At 64.6% G+C, this 26,283-nt stretch carries 24 protein-coding genes and 2 pseudogenes; 17 read left to right on the plus strand and 9 right to left on the minus strand.

What is annotated here, in order from left to right; translation table 11 throughout:
- Positions 1 to 15: 15 nt before the first annotated feature.
- Positions 16 to 1,032 carry an acetyl hydrolase/esterase MbtJ gene (gene mbtJ, locus AADZ55_RS15270; RefSeq protein ID WP_207569150.1) on the plus strand — a complete coding sequence of 339 codons (1,017 nt, stop codon included), beginning with the start codon at positions 16 to 18 and terminating at the stop codon, positions 1,030 to 1,032.
- A 3-nt stretch (positions 1,033 to 1,035) separates the two neighbouring features.
- On the opposite strand, the gene mbtI is transcribed toward mbtJ, so the two are convergent.
- On the minus strand, positions 1,036 to 2,388 hold the full coding sequence (mbtI, locus tag AADZ55_RS15275) for a mycobactin biosynthesis salicylate synthase MbtI (RefSeq protein WP_085326975.1): 1,353 nt from the start codon (positions 2,386 to 2,388) through the stop codon (positions 1,036 to 1,038).
- Between the two features lie 477 nt (positions 2,389 to 2,865).
- Between mbtI and AADZ55_RS15280 the strand changes: the two genes are divergently transcribed.
- Together AADZ55_RS15280 and AADZ55_RS15285 are read left to right on the plus strand one after the other, a co-directional pair.
- Complete coding sequence (locus AADZ55_RS15280; RefSeq protein WP_085326974.1) at positions 2,866 to 3,075, plus strand: hypothetical protein; 210 nt, start codon at positions 2,866 to 2,868, stop codon at positions 3,073 to 3,075.
- 90 nt (positions 3,076 to 3,165) lie between these two features.
- Positions 3,166 to 4,359 (plus strand): sodium-dependent bicarbonate transport family permease, encoded by a 1,194-nt coding sequence (locus AADZ55_RS15285; RefSeq protein ID WP_085326973.1) that lies wholly within the window; start codon positions 3,166 to 3,168, stop codon positions 4,357 to 4,359.
- Positions 4,360 to 4,370: 11 nt separating this feature from the next.
- Here the strand turns inward: AADZ55_RS15285 and hemW are convergent, their stop codons facing one another.
- The 3 genes and pseudogenes from hemW to AADZ55_RS15300 form a co-directional block, all read right to left on the minus strand.
- The gene (gene hemW / locus AADZ55_RS15290) at positions 4,371 to 5,543 is read right to left on the minus strand and encodes a radical SAM family heme chaperone HemW (RefSeq protein ID WP_085326972.1); all 1,173 of its coding nucleotides are present in this window, start codon (positions 5,541 to 5,543) and stop codon (positions 4,371 to 4,373) included.
- 58 nt (positions 5,544 to 5,601) lie between these two features.
- Complete coding sequence (locus AADZ55_RS15295) at positions 5,602 to 6,054, minus strand: transglycosylase family protein (RefSeq protein WP_278248628.1); 453 nt, start codon at positions 6,052 to 6,054, stop codon at positions 5,602 to 5,604.
- An 8-nt stretch (positions 6,055 to 6,062) separates the two neighbouring features.
- A pseudogene (locus tag AADZ55_RS15300) lies at positions 6,063 to 6,618 on the minus strand (hypothetical protein).
- Positions 6,619 to 6,802: 184 nt separating this feature from the next.
- Between AADZ55_RS15300 and AADZ55_RS15305 the strand changes: the two are divergent.
- The 9 genes and pseudogenes from AADZ55_RS15305 (at position 6,803) to AADZ55_RS15345 (ending at position 15,198) form a co-directional block, all read left to right on the plus strand.
- Positions 6,803 to 6,907 carry an Ms4527A family Cys-rich leader peptide gene (locus tag AADZ55_RS15305; protein WP_341286206.1) on the plus strand — a complete coding sequence of 35 codons (105 nt, stop codon included), beginning with the start codon at positions 6,803 to 6,805 and terminating at the stop codon, positions 6,905 to 6,907.
- Between the two features lie 113 nt (positions 6,908 to 7,020).
- Complete coding sequence (locus AADZ55_RS15310; protein WP_341286207.1) at positions 7,021 to 8,688, plus strand: nitrite/sulfite reductase; 1,668 nt, start codon at positions 7,021 to 7,023, stop codon at positions 8,686 to 8,688.
- Positions 8,685 to 9,437: a phosphoadenylyl-sulfate reductase gene (locus tag AADZ55_RS15315; protein ID WP_085327465.1), complete on the plus strand. Its 753-nt coding sequence runs from the start codon at positions 8,685 to 8,687 to the stop codon at positions 9,435 to 9,437. Before AADZ55_RS15310 ends, AADZ55_RS15315 begins: the two co-directional genes overlap by 4 nt.
- Positions 9,434 to 10,165 (plus strand): sirohydrochlorin chelatase, encoded by a 732-nt coding sequence (locus tag AADZ55_RS15320; RefSeq protein ID WP_085327464.1) that lies wholly within the window; start codon positions 9,434 to 9,436, stop codon positions 10,163 to 10,165. The genes AADZ55_RS15315 and AADZ55_RS15320 overlap by 4 nt, the downstream gene beginning before the upstream one ends.
- A gap of 240 nt (positions 10,166 to 10,405) precedes the next feature.
- The gene (locus tag AADZ55_RS15325; RefSeq protein WP_278248636.1) at positions 10,406 to 10,576 is read left to right on the plus strand and encodes a hypothetical protein; all 171 of its coding nucleotides are present in this window, start codon (positions 10,406 to 10,408) and stop codon (positions 10,574 to 10,576) included.
- Positions 10,577 to 10,747 (plus strand): annotated as a pseudogene (locus tag AADZ55_RS15330) (sirohydrochlorin chelatase); the annotation flags it as partial. It abuts the gene before it with no gap.
- Positions 10,748 to 10,771: 24 nt separating this feature from the next.
- Positions 10,772 to 12,718 carry a gamma-glutamyltransferase family protein gene (locus AADZ55_RS15335; protein ID WP_085327462.1) on the plus strand — a complete coding sequence of 649 codons (1,947 nt, stop codon included), beginning with the start codon at positions 10,772 to 10,774 and terminating at the stop codon, positions 12,716 to 12,718.
- A 108-nt stretch (positions 12,719 to 12,826) separates the two neighbouring features.
- Positions 12,827 to 14,830, plus strand: coding sequence for an OPT family oligopeptide transporter (locus tag AADZ55_RS15340; protein WP_085327461.1), 2,004 nt, complete (start codon positions 12,827 to 12,829; stop codon positions 14,828 to 14,830).
- Positions 14,831 to 14,985: 155 nt separating this feature from the next.
- On the plus strand, positions 14,986 to 15,198 hold the full coding sequence (locus AADZ55_RS15345) for a hypothetical protein (RefSeq protein ID WP_119185102.1): 213 nt from the start codon (positions 14,986 to 14,988) through the stop codon (positions 15,196 to 15,198).
- Here AADZ55_RS15345 and AADZ55_RS15350 read toward each other — a convergent pair.
- The 5 genes from AADZ55_RS15350 to AADZ55_RS15370 form a co-directional block, all read right to left on the minus strand.
- Complete coding sequence (locus tag AADZ55_RS15350) at positions 15,180 to 16,274, minus strand: sulfate/molybdate ABC transporter ATP-binding protein (protein WP_085327459.1); 1,095 nt, start codon at positions 16,272 to 16,274, stop codon at positions 15,180 to 15,182. The two genes, AADZ55_RS15345 and AADZ55_RS15350, sit on opposite strands and share 19 nt — an antisense overlap.
- Positions 16,275 to 16,290: 16 nt before the next feature.
- The gene (cysW, locus tag AADZ55_RS15355) at positions 16,291 to 17,109 is read right to left on the minus strand and encodes a sulfate ABC transporter permease subunit CysW (RefSeq protein ID WP_085327458.1); all 819 of its coding nucleotides are present in this window, start codon (positions 17,107 to 17,109) and stop codon (positions 16,291 to 16,293) included.
- A complete protein-coding gene (gene cysT, locus AADZ55_RS15360; protein ID WP_085327457.1) occupies positions 17,106 to 17,957 on the minus strand; it encodes a sulfate ABC transporter permease subunit CysT in 852 nt (283 codons plus the stop codon). The genes cysW and cysT overlap by 4 nt, the downstream gene beginning before the upstream one ends.
- Positions 17,954 to 18,988 (minus strand): sulfate ABC transporter substrate-binding protein, encoded by a 1,035-nt coding sequence (locus AADZ55_RS15365; protein ID WP_085327456.1) that lies wholly within the window; start codon positions 18,986 to 18,988, stop codon positions 17,954 to 17,956. The genes cysT and AADZ55_RS15365 overlap by 4 nt, the downstream gene beginning before the upstream one ends.
- A 330-nt stretch (positions 18,989 to 19,318) precedes the next feature.
- Positions 19,319 to 19,522: a hypothetical protein gene (locus AADZ55_RS15370; RefSeq protein ID WP_085327455.1), complete on the minus strand. Its 204-nt coding sequence runs from the start codon at positions 19,520 to 19,522 to the stop codon at positions 19,319 to 19,321.
- A gap of 274 nt (positions 19,523 to 19,796) precedes the next feature.
- On the opposite strand from AADZ55_RS15370, the gene AADZ55_RS15375 reads away from it, so the two are divergent.
- From AADZ55_RS15375 to AADZ55_RS15395, 5 genes are all read left to right on the plus strand, one after another.
- Positions 19,797 to 21,839 carry a glycoside hydrolase family 15 protein gene (locus AADZ55_RS15375; RefSeq protein ID WP_165759469.1) on the plus strand — a complete coding sequence of 681 codons (2,043 nt, stop codon included), beginning with the start codon at positions 19,797 to 19,799 and terminating at the stop codon, positions 21,837 to 21,839.
- Positions 21,840 to 22,004: 165 nt separating this feature from the next.
- Entirely contained in the window at positions 22,005 to 22,916 is a 912-nt protein-coding gene (locus AADZ55_RS15380; protein ID WP_165759468.1) for a glycosyltransferase family 2 protein, read from the plus strand.
- Positions 22,913 to 23,632, plus strand: a complete 720-nt coding sequence (locus tag AADZ55_RS15385) for a class I SAM-dependent methyltransferase (RefSeq protein ID WP_085327452.1) — start codon at positions 22,913 to 22,915, stop codon at positions 23,630 to 23,632. Before AADZ55_RS15380 ends, AADZ55_RS15385 begins: the two co-directional genes overlap by 4 nt.
- Positions 23,633 to 23,637: 5 nt before the next feature.
- On the plus strand, positions 23,638 to 24,528 hold the full coding sequence (locus AADZ55_RS15390) for a lysylphosphatidylglycerol synthase domain-containing protein (protein ID WP_165759467.1): 891 nt from the start codon (positions 23,638 to 23,640) through the stop codon (positions 24,526 to 24,528).
- Positions 24,525 to 26,132, plus strand: a complete 1,608-nt coding sequence (locus AADZ55_RS15395; RefSeq protein ID WP_085327450.1) for a hypothetical protein — start codon at positions 24,525 to 24,527, stop codon at positions 26,130 to 26,132. The genes AADZ55_RS15390 and AADZ55_RS15395 overlap by 4 nt, the downstream gene beginning before the upstream one ends.
- The last annotated feature ends 151 nt before the right edge of the window (positions 26,133 to 26,283 follow it).

The following is a 26,283-nucleotide window of genomic DNA, read 5'->3' on the forward strand; positions in this document are numbered from 1 at the left end:
CATTGACTGCGTTTCATGACCGACGGTGTTCCGGCGCGCGGATCATTTCGATCACGCGGCGCGGTAGCGGTGAGCTCGATGATTTTGCGCCCACTCACCGCCGCGATTCCGTCCGACCGGGCGTGGGGGATATGGGCGTCGCGCCGGATCATCGCCGGACTCATGGGCGCCTTCGGGCCGTCGCTCGCGGGCACCCGAGTGGAACAAGTCAACTCCGTTCTGCCCGACGGGCGCCGGGTCGTCGGCGAGTGGGTCTACGGACCGCACAACAAGGCCACCGATGCCGCACCCAATAGCGGTGCCATTTACTACGTACACGGCAGCGGATACACCATGTGTTCGCCCCGAACCCACCGACGGCTGACGTCCTGGCTGTCGTCACTGACCGGGCTGCCGGTGTTCAGTGTCGGCTACCGGCTGGCGCCGCGCCACCGCTTTCCGACGGCGGCCAACGACGTGCGTGCGGGCTGGGACTGGCTACCGCAAGTGTGTGGCTTGCCGCCGGAACGCATGGTGATCGCCGCCGATTCGGCGGGCGGCCATCTGACCGTGGACATGTTGCTGCAACCCGAGGTCGCCGCGCACCCGCCGGCGGCAGTGGTGTTGTTTTCGCCGCTGATCGACCTCACATTCGGGCGCTGCGCCAGTCGTGAGCTGCAGCGCCCCGATCCCGCCGTTCGAGCTGACCGTGCGGCCAAATCCGTGGCGCTGTACTACGCCGGAGTCGATCCCACCCACCACCGGCTGACACTCGATGTCGCCGGAGGGCCACCGCTGCCGCCGACGCTGATCCAGGTCGGCGCGGCCGAGATGCTCGAGGCCGATGCGCGGCAACTCGATGCCGACATCCGCGCCGCCGGCGGCGAATGCGAGCTGCAAGTGTGGCCCGATCAGATGCACGTGTTCCAGGCCCTGCCGCGGATGACCCCCGAAGCGGCCAAGGCCATGACCCATGTTGCCCAATTCATCCGTGCGACAAGAACACGCGAAACCAACGCCAACGAATACCTGGAGCGGTCGGCCGTCTGGTGAAGGTTACTGACGCGCGATCAGATACGGCGCTAACGTGGATAGCTTTTCGCACGTCTCCTCGAATTCGCGTTCAGGTTCCGATGCTTTGATGATGCCGGCGCCAGCCCGCAGCCAGGTCCGGCCGTCGACCTGGTATGCCGCCCGCAGCGACAGCGCTGCGTCCAGCCCGCCATCCGACGAAAACCTCACGACCGCACCGGAATACAGCCCGCGGGGGTACTCGTCGAGGCGCAAGATCGCATCAACACCAGCTGCTTTGGGAATTCCCGACGCGGTGACCGCAGGAAACAGCGCTTCCAACGCATCCATCCGGTCGCTCGACGGGTCCAACCGAGCTCTGATCGTCGAGCCGAGGTGCTGCACACTCCCGCGCTCACGCACCGTCATGAAATCGACGACGGCAGCACTGCCCGGTTCGGCTATCTCGGTGATCTCCTGAAGCGATGAGCGCACCGAGATGGCGTGCTCAACGATTTCTTTGGAGTTTGATTCCAGATCGTCCCGCGCCAGTCGGTCATGCGCGGGACCTCGCCCCAAGGCGCGGGTACCGGCCAGCGGCTCAGTGACCACCACACCGTCGGGGTGCACGGCCGTGACGAGTTCGGGGCTATAGCCCAGAGCGCGAATTCCGCCCAGCTGCAACAAAAACGACCGCACCGGGGTGTTGTACCGACGACCCAGCCGATACGTCGACGGAAAGTCGAGGGCGAAGGGCACTTCGACACAACGCGACAGGATCACCTTGTGGTAGTTGCCGGCGGCGATCTCACCGACGGCTACCGCCACCCGATCGCGGTAGCGAGATAGGTCGACGGATAAGTCGACCGAGCGGGACCGCGGCAGGTCGCGCACCCCGCCGGCGAGTAATCGGTCTAGTGCCTCGCGGTGGCGAAGCCCGGCGCCGAACAGGCAAATCTCTCCCCCGCTCACCACGATCCGGGTGCGGGGCCAAAAGACCCGGGCCAGTGGGGTGTGGCGCGCCAGCCGCTGCTGCCACCCATAGCGGTACACACCGAACTCGAAGGCGACCCAGCCGAAGGCCTGATCGGTTTCCAGCAACAGCCGATCGACCGCTTCGCCCAGGGCGGTTCCCGGCCGACCCGACCACTGCTGTCGCTGCGTAACGCCGTCACGGGTGACCCGCAGTTCGTCGCTGTCCAGCTCCACCATCGCCTGCACACCGACGGCCAGAACCCATTGACCGTCGTGCTCATAAAGCAGGTATTCCTCGCCGACGGGCTCGGCCAGCACCGCGGCGAGCTCGGCTGCCAGGTCGGCGGGGTTGACACCGGCGGGCATCGGGATGGACAAAGACGCGGCACCGACGGCACCCGTCTCAACGCTGACGTCGGACACCTAGTAAATGTAGCCTAACCTACTTAATTGGGCGCAGCCGCCCGCGTCGTCGCACGTCCGAGATGCCCGACTGGAGAAACGCTCGTCTCGAACCAATGGCGCCCGCAGCGTTGGGCGGCGGCGCGCGCTGGGCGGCTTCACGGTCCGCGGGTTCCGCTTCGCGGCGAACCATTTCCGCAGGCAGAGGCGGTCATCCCAGCTGCTCACAGCAGGTCGCACCACTCATCTCACGCACATGAAACCTTGAACTTTTCCTAACCGTTTACCAGCTGGCTGCAAATCAAGGTTTTACCTTCGCCAGAATTCTCCTAACATCACTAACTAACCGCGTGGACCACTTGGTCGACGGCGCAGTCGTGGTGCGCGCGGCAACGGCGACAGCTCCCCCGGCGCTCATACGAAACACAAAGCTGACTCAAGCGATCTCGACCCGCCCAGGTATCCGATCGTTGGCCAGTCAACAGAGAGGACGCGATCATGTTCGTAATCCGGCTCGCTGACGGAGAAGAGGTCCACGGCGAGTGCGATGAACTGACGATCAACCCGGAGACCGGCGTCCTAACGGTCTGCCGGGTCGACGGTTTCGAGGAAACCACCACCCACTATTCACCGTCGGCGTGGCGGTCGGTAACACACCGCAAGCGAGGGGTCGGCGTAAGGCCATCCCTGGTCTCAACGGCTCGATAAGCAGGATTACGTTTCCAGACTCGACCGGATGTTCCCGGTAACTCATTCTGGGTGCTTCCTGGATTGCCGCACCAAGCATGGGAGGCACCGATGCTGCATGAGTTCTGGGTGAATTTCACCCACAACCTCTTCAAGCCGCTCCTACTGTTCTTCTACTTCGGGTTCTTGATCCCGATCCTCAAGGTGCGGTTCGAAATCCCCTATGTGATCTATCAGGGCCTGACCCTCTACCTGTTGCTCGCAATCGGCTGGCATGGCGGCGAGGAGCTCGCCAAGATCAAGCCGTCCAGCATCGGCATCATCGTTGGGTTCATGGCCGTGGGCTTCCTGGTGAACTTGCTGATCGGAGGTTTCGCCTACCTGCTGCTGGGCCGCATGAGTGCCATGCGGCGAGTCGACAGGGCGACTGTTGCCGGTTACTACGGGTCGGACTCGGCGGGAACCTTTGCCACCTGCGTGGCGGTCCTGGTCAGCGCTGGCGTCGCCTACAACCACTACATGCCGGTGATGCTGGCCGTCATGGAGATTCCGGGTTGCCTGGTGGCGCTCTACCTGGTCGCACGGCTGCGGCACCGGGGCTTGGACGAGGCAGGATTCATGCCGGACGAGCCCGGCCACACCCCACCAGCGAAAATCGTGGCCGGACCTGGCGCGGCCGTCCGCCCCGCTGAGGGCGAAAGCCTGCAGAGCCGGCGCGAGTATCCGGACCAGGATCCGCATGAGGTCACAACGAGCGGCAAGAGGCCATCCCTGCTATCGAGGGAACTCCTGCACGAAGTCTTCCTCAACCCTGGGCTTTGTCTCCTACTCGGCGGCATCATCATCGGCTTCGTCAGTGGGCTGCAGGGCGAGAAGGTCGTGCACGACGACGACACGTTCTTTGTCACGGCCTTCCAGGGCGTGCTCGCGCTGTTCCTACTCGAGATGGGCATGATGGCGTCGCGCAAGTTGAGGGATCTGACGTCGGCGGGACGTGGGTTCATCTTCTTCGGCCTGCTGGCGCCGAATCTGTTTGCGACACTTGGGATTATCGTCGCCCACGGCTACGCCTACCTCACCAACAGTGCCTTCGAACCGGGCACCTACGTGTTGTTTGCGGTGCTGTGCGGCGCTGCGTCCTACATCGCCGTCCCGGCGGTCCAACGGCTTGCGATTCCCGAGGCCAGTCCGACCCTGCCGCTGGCCGCGTCGCTGGGTTTGACATTTTCCTACAACGTCACGATAGGGATCCCGCTCTACATCGAGATCGCCCGCATCGTCGGGCATTGGTTCCCTGCCAGTTGAGCTTCGATCGGCTAACCCAGCAGGGTGCGCACCACCGCGTCGGCCAACAGTCGTCCCCGGCCGGTGAGAACGAGTCTGTCGCCGTCGGAATCCAGCAATCCGTCAGCCAACACGACTTCGGCACGCTCGCGTTCGGCAGCACCCAGCCGGGCCAGTGGTAGCCCTTGGCGCAGCCGGATTTTGAGCAACACGTCTTCGGTGTGCAGCGCGTCGGTGCCCAGCTGCTCGAAGCCGGCTATCGGCAGCGTCGCGCCGGCCAGTGCCTCGGCGTAAGTGTTGGGGTGCTTGACATTCCACCAGCGTGTCACGCCAACATACCCGTGCGCGCCCGGCCCCGCGCCCCACCACTGGCCACCGTCCCAATAGCCCAGGTTATGCCGGCATTCACCGTCCGGTCGGGACCAATTGGACACCTCATACCAGGTCAACCCGGCCGCGGAGAGCCGCGCGTCCACCAACTCGTAGCGATGCGCCAATACGTCGTCATCGGGCGCGGCCAGCTCACCACGCCGGATCCGGCGGGCCAGCGCGGTGCCGGTCTCGACGACCAATGCATACGCTGACACATGATCCACACCGGCCTCGACCGCGGCGTCCACCGAGCGCAGCAAATCATCGTCGGACTCCCCCGGGGTTCCATAGATCAGATCGAGGTTGACGTGTTCGAAGCCCGCGGCCATTGCCTCACGGGCAGCGGCCGCCGCCCGGCCCGGCGAGTGGACCCGGTCCAGGGTCGCCAGCACCCGCGGCGCAACCGACTGCATGCCGAGCGATACCCGCGTGTAGCCGGCCGCGCGGATCGCCGCGAAGAACTCCGGCCAAGTCGACTCCGGGTTGGCCTCGGTGGTGACCTCGGCGTCGGGCGCCAGCACAAAATGGTCCCGCACCATATCCAGCAGCGTGGCCAGGCGCTCACCACCGAGCAGCGACGGCGTCCCGCCGCCGACGAACACGGTATTCACCATCGGTGCGTCCAGCCGCGCGGCCGCCAGTTCGAGTTCCGTCCGCAGCGCCAACAGCCAGCCGTCCGGGTTGACGCCGCCCAGCTCGGCTGGGGTGTAGGTATTGAAGTCGCAGTATCCGCACCGGGTCACACAGAACGGGACGTGTAGGTAGATCCCGAACGGTTGTCCGGGACCCGGCCGCACGACGGGCAGCTCAACGGGTGCCTCACGAACAGTCATGCCAAATCATCGCATGACGCGTGCACGCCACAGCGGCTGCCAACGTTGCGCGAACGCGTCAGTCGACCGCGGTCCCGGTACAACCTCCAGTCTCAGCCGCGAGCAACGTCAAGACGTGCGTTAGCGACCCCAGCGGTGCGTCTCCCCGGCTACATGAACCGCACTTCGGCCACGCACCGGGCCCCTCGGCATTCATGATGTTGTCCGCGACCTCGATCTGCCGCTGGGGGCTGGCGGCAGCCGGTGACCCGACACCACCATTGGCATCCCACGTCGCCTGACTGATCTGCAGGCCGCCGTATAGCCCGTTACCGGTGTTTGCCGCCCAGTTGCCACCGGATTCGCATTGCGCGATGGCGTCCCAGTTGACGTCGTCCGCTTTCGAGGTGATGGTGAAGAGCCCCAACAACGTGACAACCGTTGTCGCCACCACGACCGCTTCGATGAACAGCGTGCACACGATCGTCGTACGCCTCCTGGGTGGGTAATCGTCACCCGGAACGGAACGCAACCGGTGTGTCACAGCAGCTCCACCTTGACTGGCCAGCCAGCGGCCGTTCACCTTGTCCATGGTCATCTTGATCCGACTGCGGTCGATCTTGGGAGTTGGGCTGTTCCGGTTGCTGACCGATTGATCGATGAACATCAGGACGACGACCCGGTTCGTGGTGGCGGACTTGACCGTCGCCTCGACGACCGCCCCGTGCGTGGCCACCCGATTGTCGGCCAGCACTTGGCGGAGGTGCTTACTGGATCTGCCGTACTTGTCGTTGAACTCGCCGGTCGAACCCTCGAGAACGTCCCTCATGCCGTCGTCGATCCGGTCGGAATCGATGTCGGTCAGCTTGACGACATAGTTCTGTGCGGCCTGCAGTGCTTGGGTGGCGGCAACGTCTTCCTGATGCTTCTCAAACAGCACCCATCCGCACAACACCGACCCGGCCAACACCACCAGCAGCGCCACCCCTCCAACCCAGCGGGCTGTCGATCCGGTCGAGTGACCAGGAGCGCGAGTGGCGGGCTCGCCCGTGTCAAGTTGCTTGCGAGCGCCCCGGACGCGACCGAACCTCGCAATTCCGAGCATGGTTGACCTCAATCACTATCTCCTAGTGCAACTATCTCGGTGGTCATCTTTAGGCACATCTGTCACTTCTGTCAACGACGTGCGTCCACCCAGGCCCGCTCCGTACTTTTGATCACCGTGATAAGAACTTTGTCCAGGTCGCGCGGCTACGCGCCATCCATGGCAGAATGTCACCGTGACCGCCGCCAACCCCAACCTGCGCCCCAATCTGCGGATGGTGCTGGTGGCCCGGCGGCACATCGACCTCAAGCGTGTCTGCAGCTGTCGCTGTCTGCCTTGATGTCGTAGACCCAGCCCACCTGTACCGCCAGCTGGCCACCGGATCTGCGCCTGTGGAACAAGCAGCGTTTTTCGTGTCCCAGGTCGGCGATGTTCGCGAAGGAGAACCCCCGAATGACCACAGCACGTCCCGCCAAGGCCCGAAGTGAGGGCCAGTGGGCGCTGGGAAATCGCGAACCGCTCAACGCCAACGAGGAGCTGAAGAAGGCCGGCAACCCGCTCGACGTGCGGGAACGCATCGAGAACAACTACGCCAAGCACGGCTTCGACAGCATCGACAAGACCGACTTGCGCGGGCGCTTCCGCTGGTGGGGCCTCTACACCCAGCGCGAGCAGGGCTACGACGGCTCGTGGACCGGCGACGAGAACATTGACAAGCTCGAGGCCAAATACTTCATGTTGCGAGTGCGCTGCGACGGGGGCGCGCTCTCGGCTGCCGCGCTGCGCACGCTGGGCCAGATCTCAACCGAGTTCGCGCGCGATACCGCCGATATCTCCGACCGGCAGAATGTGCAATACCACTGGATCGAGGTGGAGAACGTACCCGAAATCTGGCGGCGGCTGGACGAGGTCGGACTGCAGACCACCGAGGCATGCGGTGACTGCCCGCGGGTAGTGCTGGGCTCGCCGTTGGCCGGTGAATCGCTCGACGAAGTGCTCGACCCGACCTGGGCAATCGACGAGATCGTGCGTCGCTACATCGGCAAGCCCGACTTCGCCGACTTGCCGCGCAAGTACAAGACCGCCATCTCCGGGCTGCAGGACGTCGTGCACGAGGTCAACGACGTGGCCTTCATCGGCGTCAACCATCCCGAGCACGGGCCGGGCCTGGATCTGTGGGTCGGCGGCGGCCTGTCGACCAACCCGATGCTGGCCCAGCGGGTCGGTGTCTGGGTCCCGCTCGACGAGGTCCCCGATGTCTGGGAAGCGGTGACCAAGGTGTTCCGCGACTACGGTTACCGGCGGCTACGCGCCAAGGCCCGGCTGAAATTCCTGATCAAGGACTGGGGTATCGCGAAATTCAGGGAAGTTCTCGAAACCGAGTACCTCAAGCGTCCGCTCCTCGATGGCCCGGCCCCCGAACCGGTCAAGCATCCGATCGATCACGTCGGCGTGCAGCGGCTGAAGAACGGGCTCAACGCGGTCGGGGTTGCCCCGATTGCCGGACGGGTATCGGGCACCATCCTCTCGGCGGTCGCCGACCTCATGGAGCGGGCCGGCTCGGATCGGGCCCGGTTCACCCCCTACCAGAAGCTGGTCATCCTCGATGTTCCCGACGACAAGCTCGACGAAATGATCGCCGGCCTTCAGGCGCTGGGGCTGCAAACGCGTCCGTCGCATTGGCGCCGGAACCTGATGGCGTGCAGCGGAATTGAGTTCTGCAAGTTGTCATTTGCCGAAACCCGGGTCCGGGCACAGTCTTTGGTTCCTGAGCTGGAACGCCGGATGGAGGACATCAACTCGCAGCTTGACGTACCGATCACGGTCAACATCAACGGCTGCCCGAATTCCTGCGCGCGAATTCAGATCGCCGACATCGGGTTCAAGGGCCAGATGGTCGACGATGGAGATGGGGGCTCGGTCGAGGGGTTCCAGGTGCATCTGGGCGGCAGCCTCGGCCTGGACGCCGGCTTCGGCCGAAAACTGCGCCAGCACAAGGTCACCAGCGACGAACTCGGCGACTACATCGACCGGGTGACACGCAACTTCGTCAAACACCGCAGCGAAGGCGAACGCTTTGCGCAGTGGGTCATTCGGGCCGACGAGGACGATCTGCGATGAGCGGCAAGGCAACCAAGCCGACCGAACCTCAGCTGCGCGAGCTGGCGACGCGCGGCGCGGCCGAACTCGACGGCGCCACCGCCACCGACCTGTTGCGCTGGACCGAAGAAACCTTCGGCGGCGGCAGCGATGTCAGCGGCGGCCGCGAGTGGGCGACGTGCAACTACGTGGTTGCCTCCAACATGGCTGACGCCGTGCTGGTGGATCTGGCCGCCAAGGTACGGCCTGGCGTACCGGTCATCTTTCTGGATACCGGCTACCACTTCGTCGAGACAATCGGCACCAGAGATGCGATCGAGTCCGTCTACGACATCCGGGTGCTCAATGTCGCCCCGGAACACACGGTCGCCGAACAGGATGAACTGCTGGGCAAGGACCTATTCGCCCGTGACCCCGGTGAGTGCTGCCGGCTGCGCAAGGTCGTCCCCCTGGGCAAGACGCTACGCGGCTACTCCGCTTGGGTAACCGGGCTCCGCCGGGCCGAGGCACCGACCCGGTCCAACGCCCCACTGATCAGCTTCGACGAGGCGTTCAAGTTGGTGAAGATCAACCCACTGGCGACGTGGACCGATCAGGATGTGCAGGACTACATCACCGACAACGACGTGCTGGTCAATCCGCTAGTCCAGGAGGGCTATCCGTCGATCGGCTGCGCCCCGTGCACGGCCAAACCCGCCGCGGGCGCCGACCCGCGCAGCGGACGCTGGCAGGGCCTGGCCAAGACCGAATGCGGGTTGCACGCCTCATGACGACACTCGTGCTGACCGCTCACGGAAGTACGAATCCCCGGTCGGCGGCCAACGCACGGGCCGTCGCGGGCCGGCTGGCGCGCATGCGGCCGGGCCTCGACGTACGGGTTGCGTTCTGCGAGAAGAACTCTCCTGGCCTGGTCGACGTACTTGCCGGCTTGTCCGGCCCGGGTGTGGTGACCCCGCTACTACTGGCCAACGCTTATCACGCCCGCCTGGACATCCCCCGCCAGATCGCCAGCTGCGGTCTCGCCGAGCGCGGAATCGACCTGCGGCAAGCCGACGTGCTCGGCGAGGACGATCGACTGGTATCGGTGCTGCGGCAGCGGGTGACGGAGCTGGGGGTTTCCCGGCTCGACGACACGCTCGGTGTACTCGTGGTGGCGATCGGCTCATCGAACCCCGTTGCCAATGCGTGCACCGCCGAAGTAGCGCCAAAGCTGATCGTGGGAACCCGGTGGGCGGCTGCGACGACCGCGTTCGCCACCCGTCCGGAACCTTCATTGGCCGAAGCCGTCAAACTGTTGCGACGAGAGGGCGCCCACCGGGTGGTCATCGCGCCATGGTTTCTGGCGCCCGGGCGACTGCCGGATCGGGTGCAGCGGTTCGCGTGCGGCGCCGGCATCACCATGGCGGCGCCGCTGGGCTCGCACCCGCTGGTGGCCGAGACGGTGCTGGATCGCTTCGATCAGGCCCGGAAAGCTCGAGCGGCGCGCCTAGCGGCCTGACGGCGGCAAATAGGCGGATGCGGCACCGACATCCAGGTGCATCAGGTTGCCGGCGCCAAGTTGGCAAGAAAGCAACTATTCTCGCCAAACCCTGGGATGTCGGGTCCCGGACGCCGATAAAGTGAGCCGCTGCCGATTGGTCGACGGTGACCGGAAGCGATGCTGGCGAGTCGCCATGACTCTCCCTCGTGGCGTTTTGGAGGTGTCGGATGTCCCTCATAATCATTGCGCCGGAGGCTGGTGGCCACGGATTTGGCGGCTGGGGCCGGCGGGATCGTGATCGGCAGCGGCGGGGCCGGCGGGTCCGGCGCGGCGGACATGGGCGGCGCCGGCGGGGCCGCGGGGCTATTCGGCAACGGCGGGCAGCAGTTGGGCCTGAATGGCCTGAATGGGTTGAACGGGTTGCCCTAGTTGGTCCTTGCGCCGTGGCTCCTGGCGCGGGGGGTATTGTCCGACCGGGTACGCGGATACGCACGGGAGGCTGGCATCGCGATGGCACGGCCATTGGGTGCCCACCCTATGGTGGCCGCGACAATATTGGATCGCTACCAACGAACCGTGGCCGACCGGGTCGCGGCCTGAATCTCCTCGAACGGATTTCATCTAGTGAATGTTTGGTCCCGAGTTGGCGCCCTGCTGGCTGCGGTGATGTTGTCGCTGACCGGATGTGGCGGTTCCCAGGTGGGTGCGCCAAGCACGGAAGGTCCGTGCGAGCTGGTACCCAACGGCACCCCGGCGCCCAAGACGTCGGGGGCGCCCGTGGCTACGGTGCCATCGTCGAGGAACCCCGCGACCAACCCCGAGATCGCCACGGGCTACCGCACGGATATGACGGTGGTGCGGACCGCTCACTATGCGGCGGCCACCGCCAATCCGCTCGCGACTCAGGTGGCCTGCCGAGTATTGCGCGACGGTGGCACCGCCGCCGATGCCGTAGTGGCCGCCCAGGCGGTGCTGGGGTTGGTCGAACCCCAATCCTCGGGGGTCGGCGGCGGTGGATTTTTGGTGTACTTCGACGCCAGTGCGGGCTCGGTGCAGGCCTACGACGGCCGCGAGGTCGCTCCCGCGGCCGCGACCGAGAATTACCTACGCTGGGTAAGCGATGTCGACCGCAGCGCGCCCAGACCCAACGCCCGAGCCTCGGGACGGTCGATTGGAGTCCCGGGCGTCCTGCGGATGCTCGAGATGGTGCACAACGATCATGGGCGCACACCCTGGCGCGACCTCTTCGGCCCCGCGGTGGCGTTGGCCGACAACGGTTTCGACATCAGCGCCAGGATGGCCGCTGCCATCTCCGACGCCGCGCCGCCACTGCACGCCGACCCGCAGGCTCGCGAGTATTTCCTCAATCCCGACGGCAGCCCCAAGCCCGCGGGAACCCGGTTGACGAACCCCGGGTACGCGAAAACCCTGTCCACCGTCGCCTCTGCCGGTGCCGATGCGTTCTATACCGGCGACATTGCCCACGACATCGTCGCGGCGGCCAACGATACGTCGAACGGCCGCACGCCCAGCCTGATGACACTGGAGGACCTGACGGGTTACCTGGCCAAGAGACGCCAGCCGTTGTGCACGTCCTATCGCGGCCGGGAGATCTGCGGCATGCCCACTCCCTCGTCGGGCGGCGTCGCCGTGGCGGCGACCTTAGGCATCCTCGAGCACTTCGCGCTGGGCAACTACGCGCCCAGCGACGTCGACCTCAACGGCGGGCGCCCGACCGTGATGGGTGTTCACCTGATCGCTGAGGCCGAGCGGCTGGCCTATGCCGATCGCGACAAATACGTCGGTGACACCGATTTTGTCGCGATGCCCGGCGGCTCGCTCAACACTCTGGTTGACCCGGGTTATTTGGCCGGACGGGCCGCGTTGATCTCGCCGCAGCACAGCATGGGCAGCGCCGAGCCGGGGGACTTCGGTGCGCCGACTGGGACCGCGCCGCCCGTGCCCGAGCATGGCACCAGCCACCTCAGCGTGGTTGATTCATACGGCAATGCGGCCGCGTTGACAACGACGGTGGAATCGGCGTTCGGCTCCTTCCACATGGTCGACGGGTTCATCCTCAACAACCAACTGAGCGATTTCAACGCTGAGCCACGCACGGCCGACGGATCGCCGGTGGCGAACCGCGTCGAACCTGGCAAACGACCGCGCAGCTCGATGGCACCGACGTTGGTGTTTGATCGCTCGCCGGCGGGGCGGGGCGACCTGTACGCGGTGCTCGGTTCTCCAGGCGGCTCCATGATCCCCCAGTTCGTCGTGAAAGCACTTGTGGCGATGCTGGATTGGGGCTTGAACCCGCAGCAGGCGGCTTCCCTGGTGGATTTCGGCGCCGCGAACTCCCCGCAAACCAACCTCGGCGGCGAGGATCCCGAGATCAACACCACCGATGATGGGGATCACGACCCCCTGGTGCAAGGCCTGCGCGCGCTGGGGCATCGGGTCAACCTGGCCGCGCAGTCCAGCGGGCTATCGGCGATCAGCCGCAGCGAATCGGGGTGGTGCGGCGGCGCCGACCCCCGCCGTGAAGGCATGGTCATGGGTGACACCGCATAGGCCGCCGGCCCGCAGCGGCCGCAGGCTACTTCGCCGAGCCGGCAATCTCGCCGCCCCTTTCTCGGGTTTGCGCTGCGGATGTGACGCCAACGGATAGGGTCTATCCCCATGTCTGGTGCAACGGTGGGTGCGCGCGAAATCACCATCCGCGGAGTCGTCCTGGGTGGATTGATTACGCTGGTGTTCACCGCAGCAAACGTCTATCTGGGGTTGCGGGTCGGGTTGACGTTTGCCACTTCCATTCCGGCCGCGGTGATCTCGATGGGCGTACTGCGGTTTTTCGCAAACCACTCGGTGGTGGAGAACAACATTGTGCAGACGATCGCGTCGTCGGCCGGCACGCTGTCGTCGATCATTTTCGTTCTACCAGCACTAATCATGATCGGCTGGTGGAGTGGCTTCCCATACTGGACAACGGTGGCGGTGTGTGCGCTCGGCGGGATTCTTGGCGTCATGTACTCAATTCCGTTGCGCCGCGCACTGGTCACCGGCTCGGACCTACCGTACCCGGAAGGTGTTGCGGGAGCTGAGGTTCTGAAGATCGGTGACTCCGCGCGGGGGATGGAAGAGAACCGCAAAGGAATCGGGGTAATTGCCCTGGGCGCGGTGGCGGCGGCGGGCTATGCCCTGCTGGCTTCGCTGCGGGTGATCAGCAACTCGCTCTCGGCGACCTTTCGAATCGGTTCCGGCGCGACCATGGTCGGTGCCAGCTTGTCGCTGGCGTTGATCGGCGTGGGCCATCTGGTCGGCGTCACGGTCGGTATCGCAATGATTGTCGGACTGCTAATCGCCTTCGGGGTAATGCTGCCGATGCGGACCGCCGGCCATCTGCCACTAGATGGGGGCTACGCCGCCGCCGTTGCCAAGACCTTCTCGACGGACGTGCGCTTCATCGGGGCGGGCGCGATCGCGGTGGCCGCGGTTTGGACATTCTTGAAGATCCTCGGACCGATCCTGCGTGGGATCGCCGACGCGGCGGCCTCCGCGCGCACCCGTCGCCAGGGGCAAGCGGTTGGCCTGACCGACCGCGACATCCCCATCCACGTCGTGGCCACGGTGGTTCTACTTTCGCTGATCCCGATCGGATTGCTACTCGCGGGCTTCACCGACGGGACACCGATAGCTGCTCACCGCGGCGGCGTCGTCGCCGCCGGTGTACTGCTCGTCTTGGTGATCGGACTGGTGGTCGCGGCGGTATGTGGCTACATGGCGGGGCTGATCGGTTCATCGAACAGCCCGATCTCGGGGGTGGGCATCCTGGTGGTGGTTCTGGCCGGGCTGTTGATCAAGACGACATACGGGCCGGCCAGCGGTTCGCAGCTGCCGGCGCTGGTGGCCTACACCGTTTTTACCGCGGCGTTGATCTTCGGTGTGGCGACCATTTCCAACGACAATCTGCAGGACCTCAAGACCGGCCAGCTCGTCGGCGCCACCCCGTGGAAGCAGCAGGTAGCGCTCGTCATCGGCGTGCTCGTCGGGTCGGCGGTAATGGCACCGATACTGCAGCTGATGCAGACCGCATTCGGGTTCCAGGGGGCGCCTGGTGCGACCGGCAACGCACTGGCCGCACCGCAGGCCGCGCTAATTTCCGCGCTGGCCAAGGGGGTATTCGGCGGCTCGCTGAACTGGTCGCTGGTGGGTCTTGGGGCGCTGATCGGCATGGTCGTGGTCGTCGTCGACGAGGTGCTGGCCAACAGGACCGGCAAGCTTCGGCTGCCGCCGCTGGCGGTGGGTATGGGCATGTACCTGCCGGTCGCACTGACGCTGATGATCCCGATCGGCGCATTCCTCGGGCGGATCTATGATTCCTGGGCTAGGTCTACTGGCGATGATGACGAGCGCAAAAAGCGGTTGGGCGTCATGCTCGCGACCGGCCTGATCGTGGGCGAAAGCCTGTACGGAGTGATCTTTGCCGGAATCGTCGCGGCCACCGGCCGGGAGGAGCCGTTGGCCGTGGTCGGGGACGGATTCAAGTTTGTGTCCGAGCCGCTCGGAGCCGTCGTCTTCGCCGGCCTCGTCGGATGGCTGTACAAGCGCACCCGGGTCACCGCGTCACGCCGGCCAGCAGCTCGGGCCGGCAGCCCCAGCCCGCTGCCCGAGCGGGCTGCATAGCTGCTGACCCGCAAACTCCGGGCGTAGGTAGCCGCGTTAGTAAAAAGCCGGCCATTTTCACAGCAAATTCACGGCATACGTCCACCTTGACTCGCAGCTCTGCGGGGCAGCCTGAGCTGAACAGCCGAGTTGGCTGGCCGAGAAGGGGGAAGGGGTTGATCATGACAGCTAGTGCGGCAGAGGTGACAGGTGTAAGCCCCAAGCCAGGCTCGGCTTGGGCCGAAGCTCAGCGGCGCGCACGCCAGCGTCGCGAGGACATGCTGCGCCATCCCGCATTCCTGTCCAAGCAACTCCCTGCTGAACCAGCGGATGACGCTATCGCCGTGGTCTACGACATCGAGGTTGCGCGTCAGCGCCGACCCGCTTGAGCGGGTCCCGGGACTCCCGCCGGCGACTCCTGGGTCAGTGCGTCAACCTCGGCGGATGTTTCCGATGTTTGCGATGAGCCGGCAATCGCCGGGACCCGGGTAGCGCGCACGTACACGGTGTCTCCCTCGTGTAGGGCCAGCGCTGCGGCGTCACCCCGGGTGATCTGAGCGGTGAAGCTGCCCCCGGTAGCCGCGCTGGTCAATTCCACACGTACCTCGAAGCCCAGCACCACCACCCGATCCACGATGGCGCGCAGGACACCGGTGGACTCCGCGGTGCCGTCAGCGGCGGCCACGGCCATGTTGGGAGTCCGGCCGACCCGGATGTCGTGCGGGCGGACCAACGATCCGTTCAGCCGGGAAACCGGGCCCAGGAAGGACATCACGAAGGCGCTTTCCGGAGCGTCGTAGACCTCGGTCGGGGATCCGACCTGCTCAATCCTGCCCTTGTTGAGCACGGCGATCCGATCCGCCACATCCAGGGCTTCGGCCTGGTCGTGGGTGACCAGCACCGTGGTGACGTGCACCTCGTCGTGCAGCCGGCGTAGCCAGGCGCGCAGATCTTCGCGCACTTTTGCATCGAGCGCGCCGAACGGCTCATCGAGCAGCAGCACTTCCGGATCCACCGCCAGCGCCCGGGCCAACGCCATCCGCTGTCGTTGCCCACCGGAGAGCTGATTGGGATAGCGACTCTGAAATCCGCTCAGGCCCACCACCTCCAGCAGATTGTCGACCTTCGCTTTGATCTCAGCCTTGGGGCGCTTGCGAATCTTCAAGCCGAACGCCACGTTGTCGCGGACAGTGAAGTGTTTGAACGCCGCATAGTGCTGGAAGACGAATCCGATGCCACGCCGCTGTGGCGGCACCTGAGTAACGTCGCGTCCATTGATCGTGATGGTTCCGGTGTCAGGCTGGTCGAGGCCGGCGATGGTGCGCAACAAGGTTGACTTTCCCGAACCGCTGGGGCCCAGCAATGCGGTCAGCGAACCGGTCGGTACGACGAAGTCCACGTGGTCCAATGCGACAAAGTCGCCATAGCGTTTGTTGGCATCCCGCACGATGATGGCGTCGGTCATTGTCACAGTCTCCTTGTCAGGCCTGGCTGACCGCTCGTAGCCGGCGGGCGTCCAGAACCATCTGCACGATCAGCACCACCACGGAAACAACCATCAGCAGCGTCGACAGCGCATAAGCACCGTATTCGGCCCCGCGGTTGTAGCGGTCCGAAACCAGCAGGGTCAATGTCTGCGACCTGCCGGGAAGGTTCGACGACACGATGATGACCGCGCCGTATTCGCCGAGTGTTCGAGCGACGGTCAGCACGATGCCGTACGTCAGGCCCCACCGGATCGCAGGCAGCGTGATCCGCCAGAATGTCTGCCACCAGCCAGAACCCAGTGTCGCCGCCGCCTCCTCCTGGTCAGTGCCCAACTCGTGTAGCACCGGTTCGACCTCGCGCACCACGAACGGCAGGGTGACGAAAACGCTGGCCAGCACGATGCCGGGCAGGCCGAAGATGATCTTCAACCCGAGGTCGCGCTCGACGAAGCCCAGCGCACCGGCGGATCCCCACAGCAGGATCAACGCGACGCCCACGATGACCGGTGATACCGCGAAGGGCAGATCGATAATCGCCTGCAGCGCGCCCTTGCCGCGAAATCGGTTGCGGGCGAGCATCAATGCCGTCGGGACACCGAAGATCACGTTCAGGGGCACCACAATGGCCACTACCAGTAGCGACAGGTTCAGTGCCGATATCGCCGCCGGGGTGCTGACCCAGTCGACGAACTGGCCAAACCCCGGTTCGAAGGTTCGCCACAGGATGAGTGCCACCGGAACGACCAGCAGCACAAAGATGTATGCGAGCGCGATTGACCGGATAAGGTAGCGAACCCGCGGCGACGATGTCACGCGATCATCTCCTCGCGTTTGGCCACACGCGCGCCGACGGTGCGCAAGAAGAGCAGCACAACAAATGAAATTGACAGCAGCACAACCGAAATCGCGGCAGCCCCGATGGGGTCGTCGTTTTCGATCAAGGTCCGGATCCACTGCGACGATACCTCGGTCTCGCCGGGCACCGCTCCACCGATCAGCACCACCGAACCGAACTCGCCGATGGCGCGCGAGAAGGCCAGGCCCGCACCGGACAGCAACGCCGGCGTCAGCGACGGCAGCACGACCGAGGTGAAGATCTTAGGGCCGCTGGCGCCTAGCGAAGCTGCCGCCTCTTCGGTCTCCCGATCGATTTCCAGCAGCACCGGCTGGACAGCGCGCACCACGAAGGGCAACGTGACGAAGGCCAGCGCCACCCCAACACCCCATGCGGTGTGTTGTAGATGAAGACCCACCGGACTGTTGTTCCCGTAGAGGGCCAGCATGACCAGGCTGGCGACGATGGTGGGCAACGCGAACGGCAGATCAATGATCGTATCGACGAGCCGCTTGCCGGCGAAGTCATCACGCACCAGCACCCAGGCGATCAGCAGGCCGAACACCGTGTTGAGGACCGTGACTGCGGCTGAAATCGTCAGCGTTACCCGAAACGACTCCAGCGCGGCATGCGACGTGACCGCTAGCCAGAAGGCCTGCCAACCACCGCCCGCGGCCTGCCAGGCGATGGCGGCCAGCGGCAGCAGCACGATCACCGAGAGCCAAACCACCGCAACACCGACCCGAAGGGAAGGGGTGCCCGCGCGGCGGGAAAAGCGTACGTCCACCCGCGGGCCGGCGGTTTCGCCCAACAGGGATCCCGTCATCCGGTGGCCTGCATATAGATCTTGGTGATGCTGCCGGTCGCCTTGTCGAACAGCTGGGAATCCACGATGCCCCAGCCACCGAGGTCGGCGATCGTCCACAGCTTCGCCGGCACCGGAAACTGATTGGAAAAGTCGGCGGCGACGGCTGGATCGACCGGCCGGAAACCGGCCTGCGCCCACAACGTCTGGGCCTGCGCGGTGTACTGGAAGTTTCTGAAGGCGATCGCGGCACCAAGGTGGGTGCTGGTCGTCACCACCGCCAACGGGTTGTCGATCTTGAACGTCTGCGGCGGGGTGACGTGTTGCACGGGTTTGCCCGCCCGCTCGGTGGCGATCGCCTCGTTCTCGTAGCTGATCAACACGTCACCGCTGCCCTGAACAAAAACATCGGTCGCTTCCCGCCCCGACCCGGGGCGCAATTTGACGTGTCCATTCACCAACCTATTGACAAAGTCGATCCCCGCCTGGTTGTTCCTGCCGCCGTCACTTTTGGCGGCGTAGGGGGCCAGCAGATTCCATTTGGCGGAACCCGAACTCAGCGGGCTGGGCGTGACGACCTCGATGCCCGGGCGCAACAGGTCGTCCCAATCTCTGATGTTCTTCGGATTGCCGGCGCGGACCACAAACGTCACCACCGACCCGAACGGGATGCCCTTGGTGGCGTCGGCATCCCAGTCTTTGGCAACCTTGCCGGCCTTGACCAGTCTAGTGATGTCCGGTTCGACCGAGAAGTTCACCAGATCGGCCGGTTTACCGTCGGCAACACCGCGTGACTGGTCGGCAGAGGCGCCATACGAGGTGATCACCTGGACATCCCGGCCCTCCTTGGAAGCGTTGAACGCCGGAATCACCGCACTCCAGCCGGGTTCTGGGACGGCGTAGGCGACCAGCGTGATACTCGTGTGCGCGTCGTCCGGTCCCGCACCGCCAACGATGTCGCTGGGACCGCCGTGACACGCCGCGACGACACCGGCGATCAGCGCGGACACGATGCACCTCGCCATCGATAGCCGCAGAGTCAGGTGGGGCATTGGCGACCTTCCGATGCGGGACTTTGGACGACGTTCCCGTAGCTGCGGAAGGGCGATCATTGAACAATTGCAGGAATTTCACGAACTCCGCACCAGACCGCAACGGGTTGGGAGTCAGCGACAACAGCGCAGGTCAGCCGCGGTGCCGCAGGCGAGCGCGACAACATTGCGCCCCAAACCACCCGATGCTGCGTGCATGTCGCGAAGCCTAACAGAATTCGGGTGACCGACGAGTTGGCGCGCAACCTCAATGCGTGAGAAGCCAGGTGACGATCACCAGCGCCACCAGCGTGACGAGAACCAAAGTGACGTGCGACCGTGGCATCCGGGTTACCTGGGCGCCTCGTCGGAGTGGCGAGCGCGGCGCATCAACTGGATGCCCCTGCCGAGCAAGGCATCCAGCAGCGCCGCGGTGAGGTAGGCCAAACCCAGCACGACCGGCATAACTACCAGCGCCTGAAGCGCGAACGGGAGTCCGGACAGCCACAGCTCGACGCCGTCCCACCAACTCAGGAACCCGTGCACCGGGCCCACACTATTAGCGCTGGCACGCGAAACCAATGTGTCAAGCTCAGCGGATACCGTCCGCACCCGATCGAACAGCCGGTCTCATCGCCGGCGGCCGGTCAGCAGGCGTGGTGGCGGGTTTGCTGCTGGCCCGTGCCGGCGTTTGACGTCACCGTGATGGAAACCACGCGGATGGTGGGCTATCCGGCGGCGGTGGTCGGGTCCTCGAGCACGCAGCCGACTACGTCAGGCGCCCGGCATGCAGTGGACGCCAAGCAGGTCGACGGATGATGATGTCGGGATGGTCCTGCACGCCCAACCCTCCGACCAACCGACCGAAACTGCGCGCGAGGCTGAAGCGTTCGCCGGGGCATCGGACGGGGCGGCGGCCGCATCCATCGATCTCCGCGCACCCGCGACCGCTTCGTTCAGCGGAGCGCTACGCAACCCGTTTCCGCCGATTGCCGATTACGCGTTCCTGTCCGACTGGGAGACGACGTGCCTGATCTCCCCGGCCGGTTCGGTGGAATGGATGTGTGTGCCCCGGCCGGACTCCCCCAGCGTGTTCGGCGCGATTTTGGACCGCAGCGCCGGCCATTTCCGACTGGGCCCCTACGGCGTATCGGTGCCCTCGGCGCGGCGCTACCTTCCCGGCAGCCTGATCATGGAAACCACCTGGCAGACCCATACCGGCTGGCTGATCGTGCGCGACGCGCTGGTGATGGGAAAGTGGCACGACATCGAGCGGCGATCGCGAACGCACCGCCGCACCCCGATGGACTGGGACGCCGAACACATCCTGCTGCGCACGGTGCGCTGCGTCAGCGGCACAGTCGAACTGATGATGAGCTGCGAACCGGCGTTCGACTACCACCGCCTCGGCGCCAGCTGGGAATACTCGGCCAATGCGTACGGCGAGGCGATCGCCCGTGCCTGCAAGCAGCCAGACGCACACCCCACCCTTCGGCTGACCACCAATCTGCGGATCGGTCTGGAGGGCCGGGAGGCGCGAGCACGCACCCGGATGACCGAGGGTGACGACGTATTCGTCGCGCTGAGCTGGACCAAACACCCAGCGCCGCAGACCTACGAAGAGGCCGCCGACCGGATGTGGCAGACCACCGAGTGCTGGCGGCAGTGGATCAACATCGGCAACTTCCCCGACCATCCGTGGCGGGCGTACCTACAGCGCAGCGCGCTCACGTTGAAAGGGTTGACGTACTCACCCACCGGCGCGTTGCTGGCCGCCAGCACCACGTCGCTGCCCGAAACGCCACAGGGCCATCGCAACTGGGACTACCGCTACGCGTGGATTCGCGATTCGACGTTCGCGTTGTGGGGGCTCTACACCCTCGGGCTGGACCGTGAGGCCGACGACTTTTTCGCATTCATTGCCGACGTCTCCGGTGCCAACAACAATGATCCCAATCCGCTGCAGGTGATGTACGGCGTGGGTGGCGAGCGCAGCCTGGTCGAAGACGAACTGCACCACCTGTCCGGCTATGACCACGCGCGCCCGGTCCGCATCGGTAACGGCGCCTACAACCAGGACCAGCACGACATCTGGGGCTCGATTCTGGACTCGTTCTACCTGCACGCCAAGTCACGTGAACAAGTCCCCGAGACCCTGTGGCCGGTGCTGAAGCGGCAGGTGGAGGAGGCCATCAAGCATTGGCGCGAGCCCGACCGCGGAATCTGGGAGGTGCGCGGGGAGCCGCAGCACTTCACGTCGTCGAAGGTGATGTGCTGGGTGGCGCTGGACCGTGGGTCCAAGCTCGCCCTGCGGCAGGGCGAGAAGAGCTATGCGCAGCAATGGCGAGCCATCGCCGAGGAGATACGGGCCGACATACTGGAACACGGTGTGGACTCCCGGGGTGTGTTCACCCAGCGCTACGGCACCGACGCGCTGGACGCCTCGCTGCTGTTGGTGGTGCTGACTCGATTCCTGCCGCCGGATGACCCGCGGGTGCGCAACACCGTGCTGGCCATAGCCAATGAACTCACCGAGGAAGGCCTGGTGCTGCGATACAAGGTCGAAGAGACCGACGACGGGCTGACCGGGGAGGAAGGCACCTTCACCATCTGCTCGTTCTGGCTGGTGTCGGCGCTGGTCGAGATCGGTGAGGTGAGCCGCGCCAAGCGCCTGTGCGAGCGGCTGCTGTCCTTCGCCAGCCCGCTGTACCTCTACGCCGAGGAGATCGAGCCGCGGACCGGGCGGCACCTGGGCAACTTCCCCCAGGCGTTCACCCATCTGGCGCTGATCAACGCGGTGGTCCACGTGATCCGCGCCGAAGAAGAAGCAGACAGTTCCGGGATGTTCCAGCCCGCCAACGCACCCATGTAGCAAGCCAGCACTGCCGCAAAGACGGAGAAAGTCTTCGGCGGGCCGACACGCATTTCTCGAGCGCGCTACATCCCCGATCAGCTAGGCTCCCGATGGACAGACGCTCTCGAAATGGGTAACGGCGCACCGTTGTTCGAAAGGTTGAGCCAGATGTTGTGGGTTGTGGTGCCCGCGTTCAACGAAGCCGAGAACCTCGAGGTAGTCATCCCGAAGGTGGTTGAGTCGGCGACGAGTATCGACGCTGGCGCGCGCGTGCTGGTTGTCGATGATGGTTCGACCGACGACACCACCGGCGTGATGGAGAAGGTGGCCGCGGAGTACGCGGGCATATCCGTAGAGTGCATGGGCCGAAATCAGGGCAAAGCTGCGGCTCTCAGGCGCGGTTTTGGTATCGCGGTCGAGGGTGGCGCGACCATTGTGGCAATGATGGACGCCGACGGTCAGGACGATCCCACTGAACTCCCGCGCCTGGTAGCCCAGCTGGAACAAGGCCCAGGATTGGTCACGGGTGCGCGTACCGTTCGCAACGACCGCTTCGTCAAACGGACCACGTCCAAGCTCTACAACCGAGTGACAGGCACTCTGTCGGGGACACCGGGACGGGACTTCAACTCTGGTTTCAAGGTGATGCGTGCCCAGGTTGCTACGGATGTAGCGCCGATGATGTATGGCGAACTCCACCGCTACCTGACGGTCATTGCGCACTGGCGCGGCTACCGCGTCGACGAATTGTCCGTACTGCATCACCCCCGTTTGGCCGGGCGCAGCAAGTACGGGATTGCGCGCTTCTGGCGTGGGTTTCTGGATCTCCTCACGATCCGGTTCCTAATGACATACGAGAGCAGGCCATCCCATCTGTTCAGCGGCATGGGCCTCACCAGCCTGGCACTGGGCACCCTGACCTTGCTGTACCTCGTGTACGACAAGCTCATGCTGGGCCACCCCATCGGCGGCAGACCTCTGCTTGTCGCAGGCGTCCTGATGGTCCTTGTGGGCTTGCAGGTCTTCATCTTCGGATTGCTGGCCGAGTTGGTTATTTACCTGCACAATCGCAGTATGGTGCGCGAGACGCGATGAAACGCGCCTATGTCGGCATCACCCGCGCCTTGCGCACCTTCCTGGGCGCCACCGGCCTACTTCGCTTGCTTGACCGGTGGGCGAGGCGTTCCCGCACGGGCACCTGGGCGCGTTCGTTGCTGTCAATCTATGACTTCCACGACCTCCTCCTTCTTGACGTGCCCTGGTGGACATTCAAGTCCGCAGACGATGTGACGAACTTCCTTGCATCTCGCCCGAGGGCACGTGTCTTCGAATGGGGTTCTGGTGCCTCAACCGCGTGGCTCGCGCATCGCGCCGGCGAGGTGACCTCCATTGAGGACAATGCAGCGTGGGCCGACATGCTTCGGGCCCAGATATGTGGGACAAATGTGGCCACGGACAACGTCGACGTGCGTACCGTGAAGCCTGACCTGGCCAATTCACCCGACGCGGTCCGCTCCCGGAAGCGGGGGTTTGAGGGACTTGACTTCAGCAAGTACGTCGCAGCGATCGATGACTTAGAGGGCAACTTCGACTTGATCGTTGTCGATGGCCGGGCGCGCGAAGCATGTTTCGCAAAGGCACTCCCGCGCCTTGCAGCCGATGGACTGCTCGTATTCGACAACGTTGACCGCAAACGCTACCGAGAGGCCATTAGCAAGGCACAGCTCCCCGTGCAGGTGAAATGGACCCGTGGCCTGACGCCCGCGCTGCCGTACCCGACTCGTACTGCGCTGGTTCGGTTGCAGGACTGAACTGGATGGCACGCAGTCGGTGGATGAACCTGGCACGAGTCGCTTTCCTGGTGGCCGTTGCCCTTGGTGGTTGGTGGGGGTTTCGGGGACGCGAAGACGAACTGTGGGCCGAGTTGCGGAACACCTCGGTTGCCCAGCTGGCGACTGCGCTGGCGCTCACACTTGTGGGCTTGTTCATCACCGCGGTGATCTGGCGAACCATCATGGCAGGTCTGGGCGCCGAACTTGGTCTGCGTGATGCCCTGTCGATCTTCTTCGTCGGGCAGCTAGGTAAATATGTGCCCGGCTCGGTGTGGACAGTCGGGGCGCAAGCGTACCTGGCGCGGCGGTGCGATATCCCGGCCCGCGTCACCGCGGGTGCGGGCCTGATCTTCCTCGGTTACAACGTCGCCACCGCGGTCCTCGTCGGTGGGCTCGCCTGTATGGCCCAGGCGGTCGATGCGCCCTGGCCTCGGGCTGCGACCGTCGCGGGTGTCGTGGCGACACTGCTGGCGCTGACCCCGCCGGTGGTGCGTTGGCTTGGTAAGCGGCTCGCCGGCCGGACTATGCGGTTGGGCTGGACGCAGTCTGCACTTCTGATCGGGCTCATGGGCTGCGTCTGGGGACTGTACGCTCTCGCTCTGCTGAAACTCGCGTCGTCTGCCCGCCATTTCTGGCTCCTGGCGGGAGCCTTCGCCATCTCATACGCCATCGGGGTCGTCGTCGTGTTCGCTCCGGCGGGGCTTGGCGCACGGGAAGCGATGTTTATTGTGCTGACGGCACCCGTGATCGGAGCAGCACCGGCCGCGGCGCTGGCGTTGCTCGCTCGCGCGGTGCATACCGCGGCTGATGTGTCACTCGCATTCGGGAGCTGGCTGATCGCGCGCGGCGGAAGCAAGCCTAGGGTGCGTTCGTGAACCCGGCGCCCCGTTCTCCTCTGCGCCCGCCACTGCTGCTGGTAGCGGTCGCCATCTTCTCCATCATCGCCGGTGCGGTGATGGGCTTCTACGGTGCCGTGACAACCGGCGTATCCACGGATGAACCTGTTCACGTAGAACGCCTGAGAGGATATTTCAAGGATGGCCTCTACGTTCTTGACGAAGAACGTAAGGACCACCTGCACGAAATGCCGCGCCAGGCATACGTCTATGCGCCCGTGACGATGCTGGCACTCCACGGTTTGACGGTCGCGGTAGGCGCAGAGAAGCCCGGCAGTGTTAGTACGGATGCCCGCGCTTTCCACGCCCGGCATGTCGGTGTTGTCCTCATTGGACTAGTGGGCGTAGCTGCCGCCGGGGCTTTGGGCGCGGTCGTAATGCGGGACAGGCGCTGGGGTTTGGTCGCCGCAGGCGGACTCTCCGCGTTGCCAATGTGGACCGGCAGCACAATGTTCAATGTCAAGGACACTCCGGTCGCCACCGGGAATACGCTGATGGTCCTTGGGCTTGCGATGCTCATCATGAGTGACCCGCAGAAAGCGCTGACGCGTTGGTTTGCGCCAGCACTGCTCGCGGCCGGAACCTTCGTCATGGTTGGCACCCGCCCTGGAATGTGGCCAGCGGTCCTGGCGAGCACGTTCGCCGCGCTTGCTGTGCTCGCGATCGGCCGCAAGCTGAGTCGGCGGATCGCAACATCGCTCGGAATCGCGTTCGCGGTGGCTGTCGCAGGTTTGCTGGCGATTGATCATCGTGTATTCGGGCGTCCTGTCCAGCTGCTCATAAATTCAATCGAAGCCACCGCAAGCTACGGGCAATTTGAATACGAATCAAGGCGGGGTCGGGGTCTCATCCCTTTTCTCACAATAGTTGAAGTGCCTATCCTTATGCTTTTGCTGGCTACCGTGGGTGTTATTACGGCGACCGCGACGGTGGTTGCGTCGTTGAGGAAAGATCCGCCGCTGGCGGCAGGGCTAGTGGCGGTGGAAGCCCAAGCACTGACTTTCCCGCTTGTCGTGATCACGTTCGGCTTGGATGCGGGCCTTCGACAACTATTATTCGCAGCACCGGCCGCAGCGGTTCTTGCAACGTTTGGCCTACGCTGGCTCTACTCCCGTTGGGAGCATCCCGGGCAGACAGCGTGGTCGGCAATCGGCGCCTTGGCGATCGCTCTACCCCTCGTCACACAGGTGACGACTTTCCCGTATCAGTACTCCAACCGGAACATCTTGGCCGACCTGCTTGGCGCGCCCGAAAACAACGACTACTGGCAAACTAGTGTTCCCGAGCTCCTCGACAAGGCACCAACTGACCACCCGTACACTTGCGAAACGGGCCCAGGAAAATACGCTATCTACCCGAATCACAGGTGCTTGTTCTGGTGGGGCTGGTGGTCGCTTCGACCGGAATGGAGGGAACACGGCCTCGCCAATCCACCCGCAGTGCCCCCGCACACCGAGTTCTACGCAGTGGCGAGGGGGTACGTACCGCCCAACTGCCAACGGGTCAAAGAGGTAACGCGATGGCGCAACTTTCGCAACGTTGTCATGAGTAGACTCCTCTTGTGCACGACGGTGCCGGACTGACGAAGGGCTTATCCACGCATGCCAGTGAAAGTGAATTTGGTAGGCCTATCGCGACATCCGTAATTGCGCTATTTCCGATATAAGTACTATTTCTGCGTGGCATTCCACCGCCATGGAATGCCACAATTTCTACCGAAGACGGCAGCATTTT

Origin of the sequence: Mycobacterium decipiens, assembly GCF_963853665.1 — a bacterium.
Lineage (GTDB): Bacteria > Actinomycetota > Actinomycetes > Mycobacteriales > Mycobacteriaceae > Mycobacterium > Mycobacterium decipiens.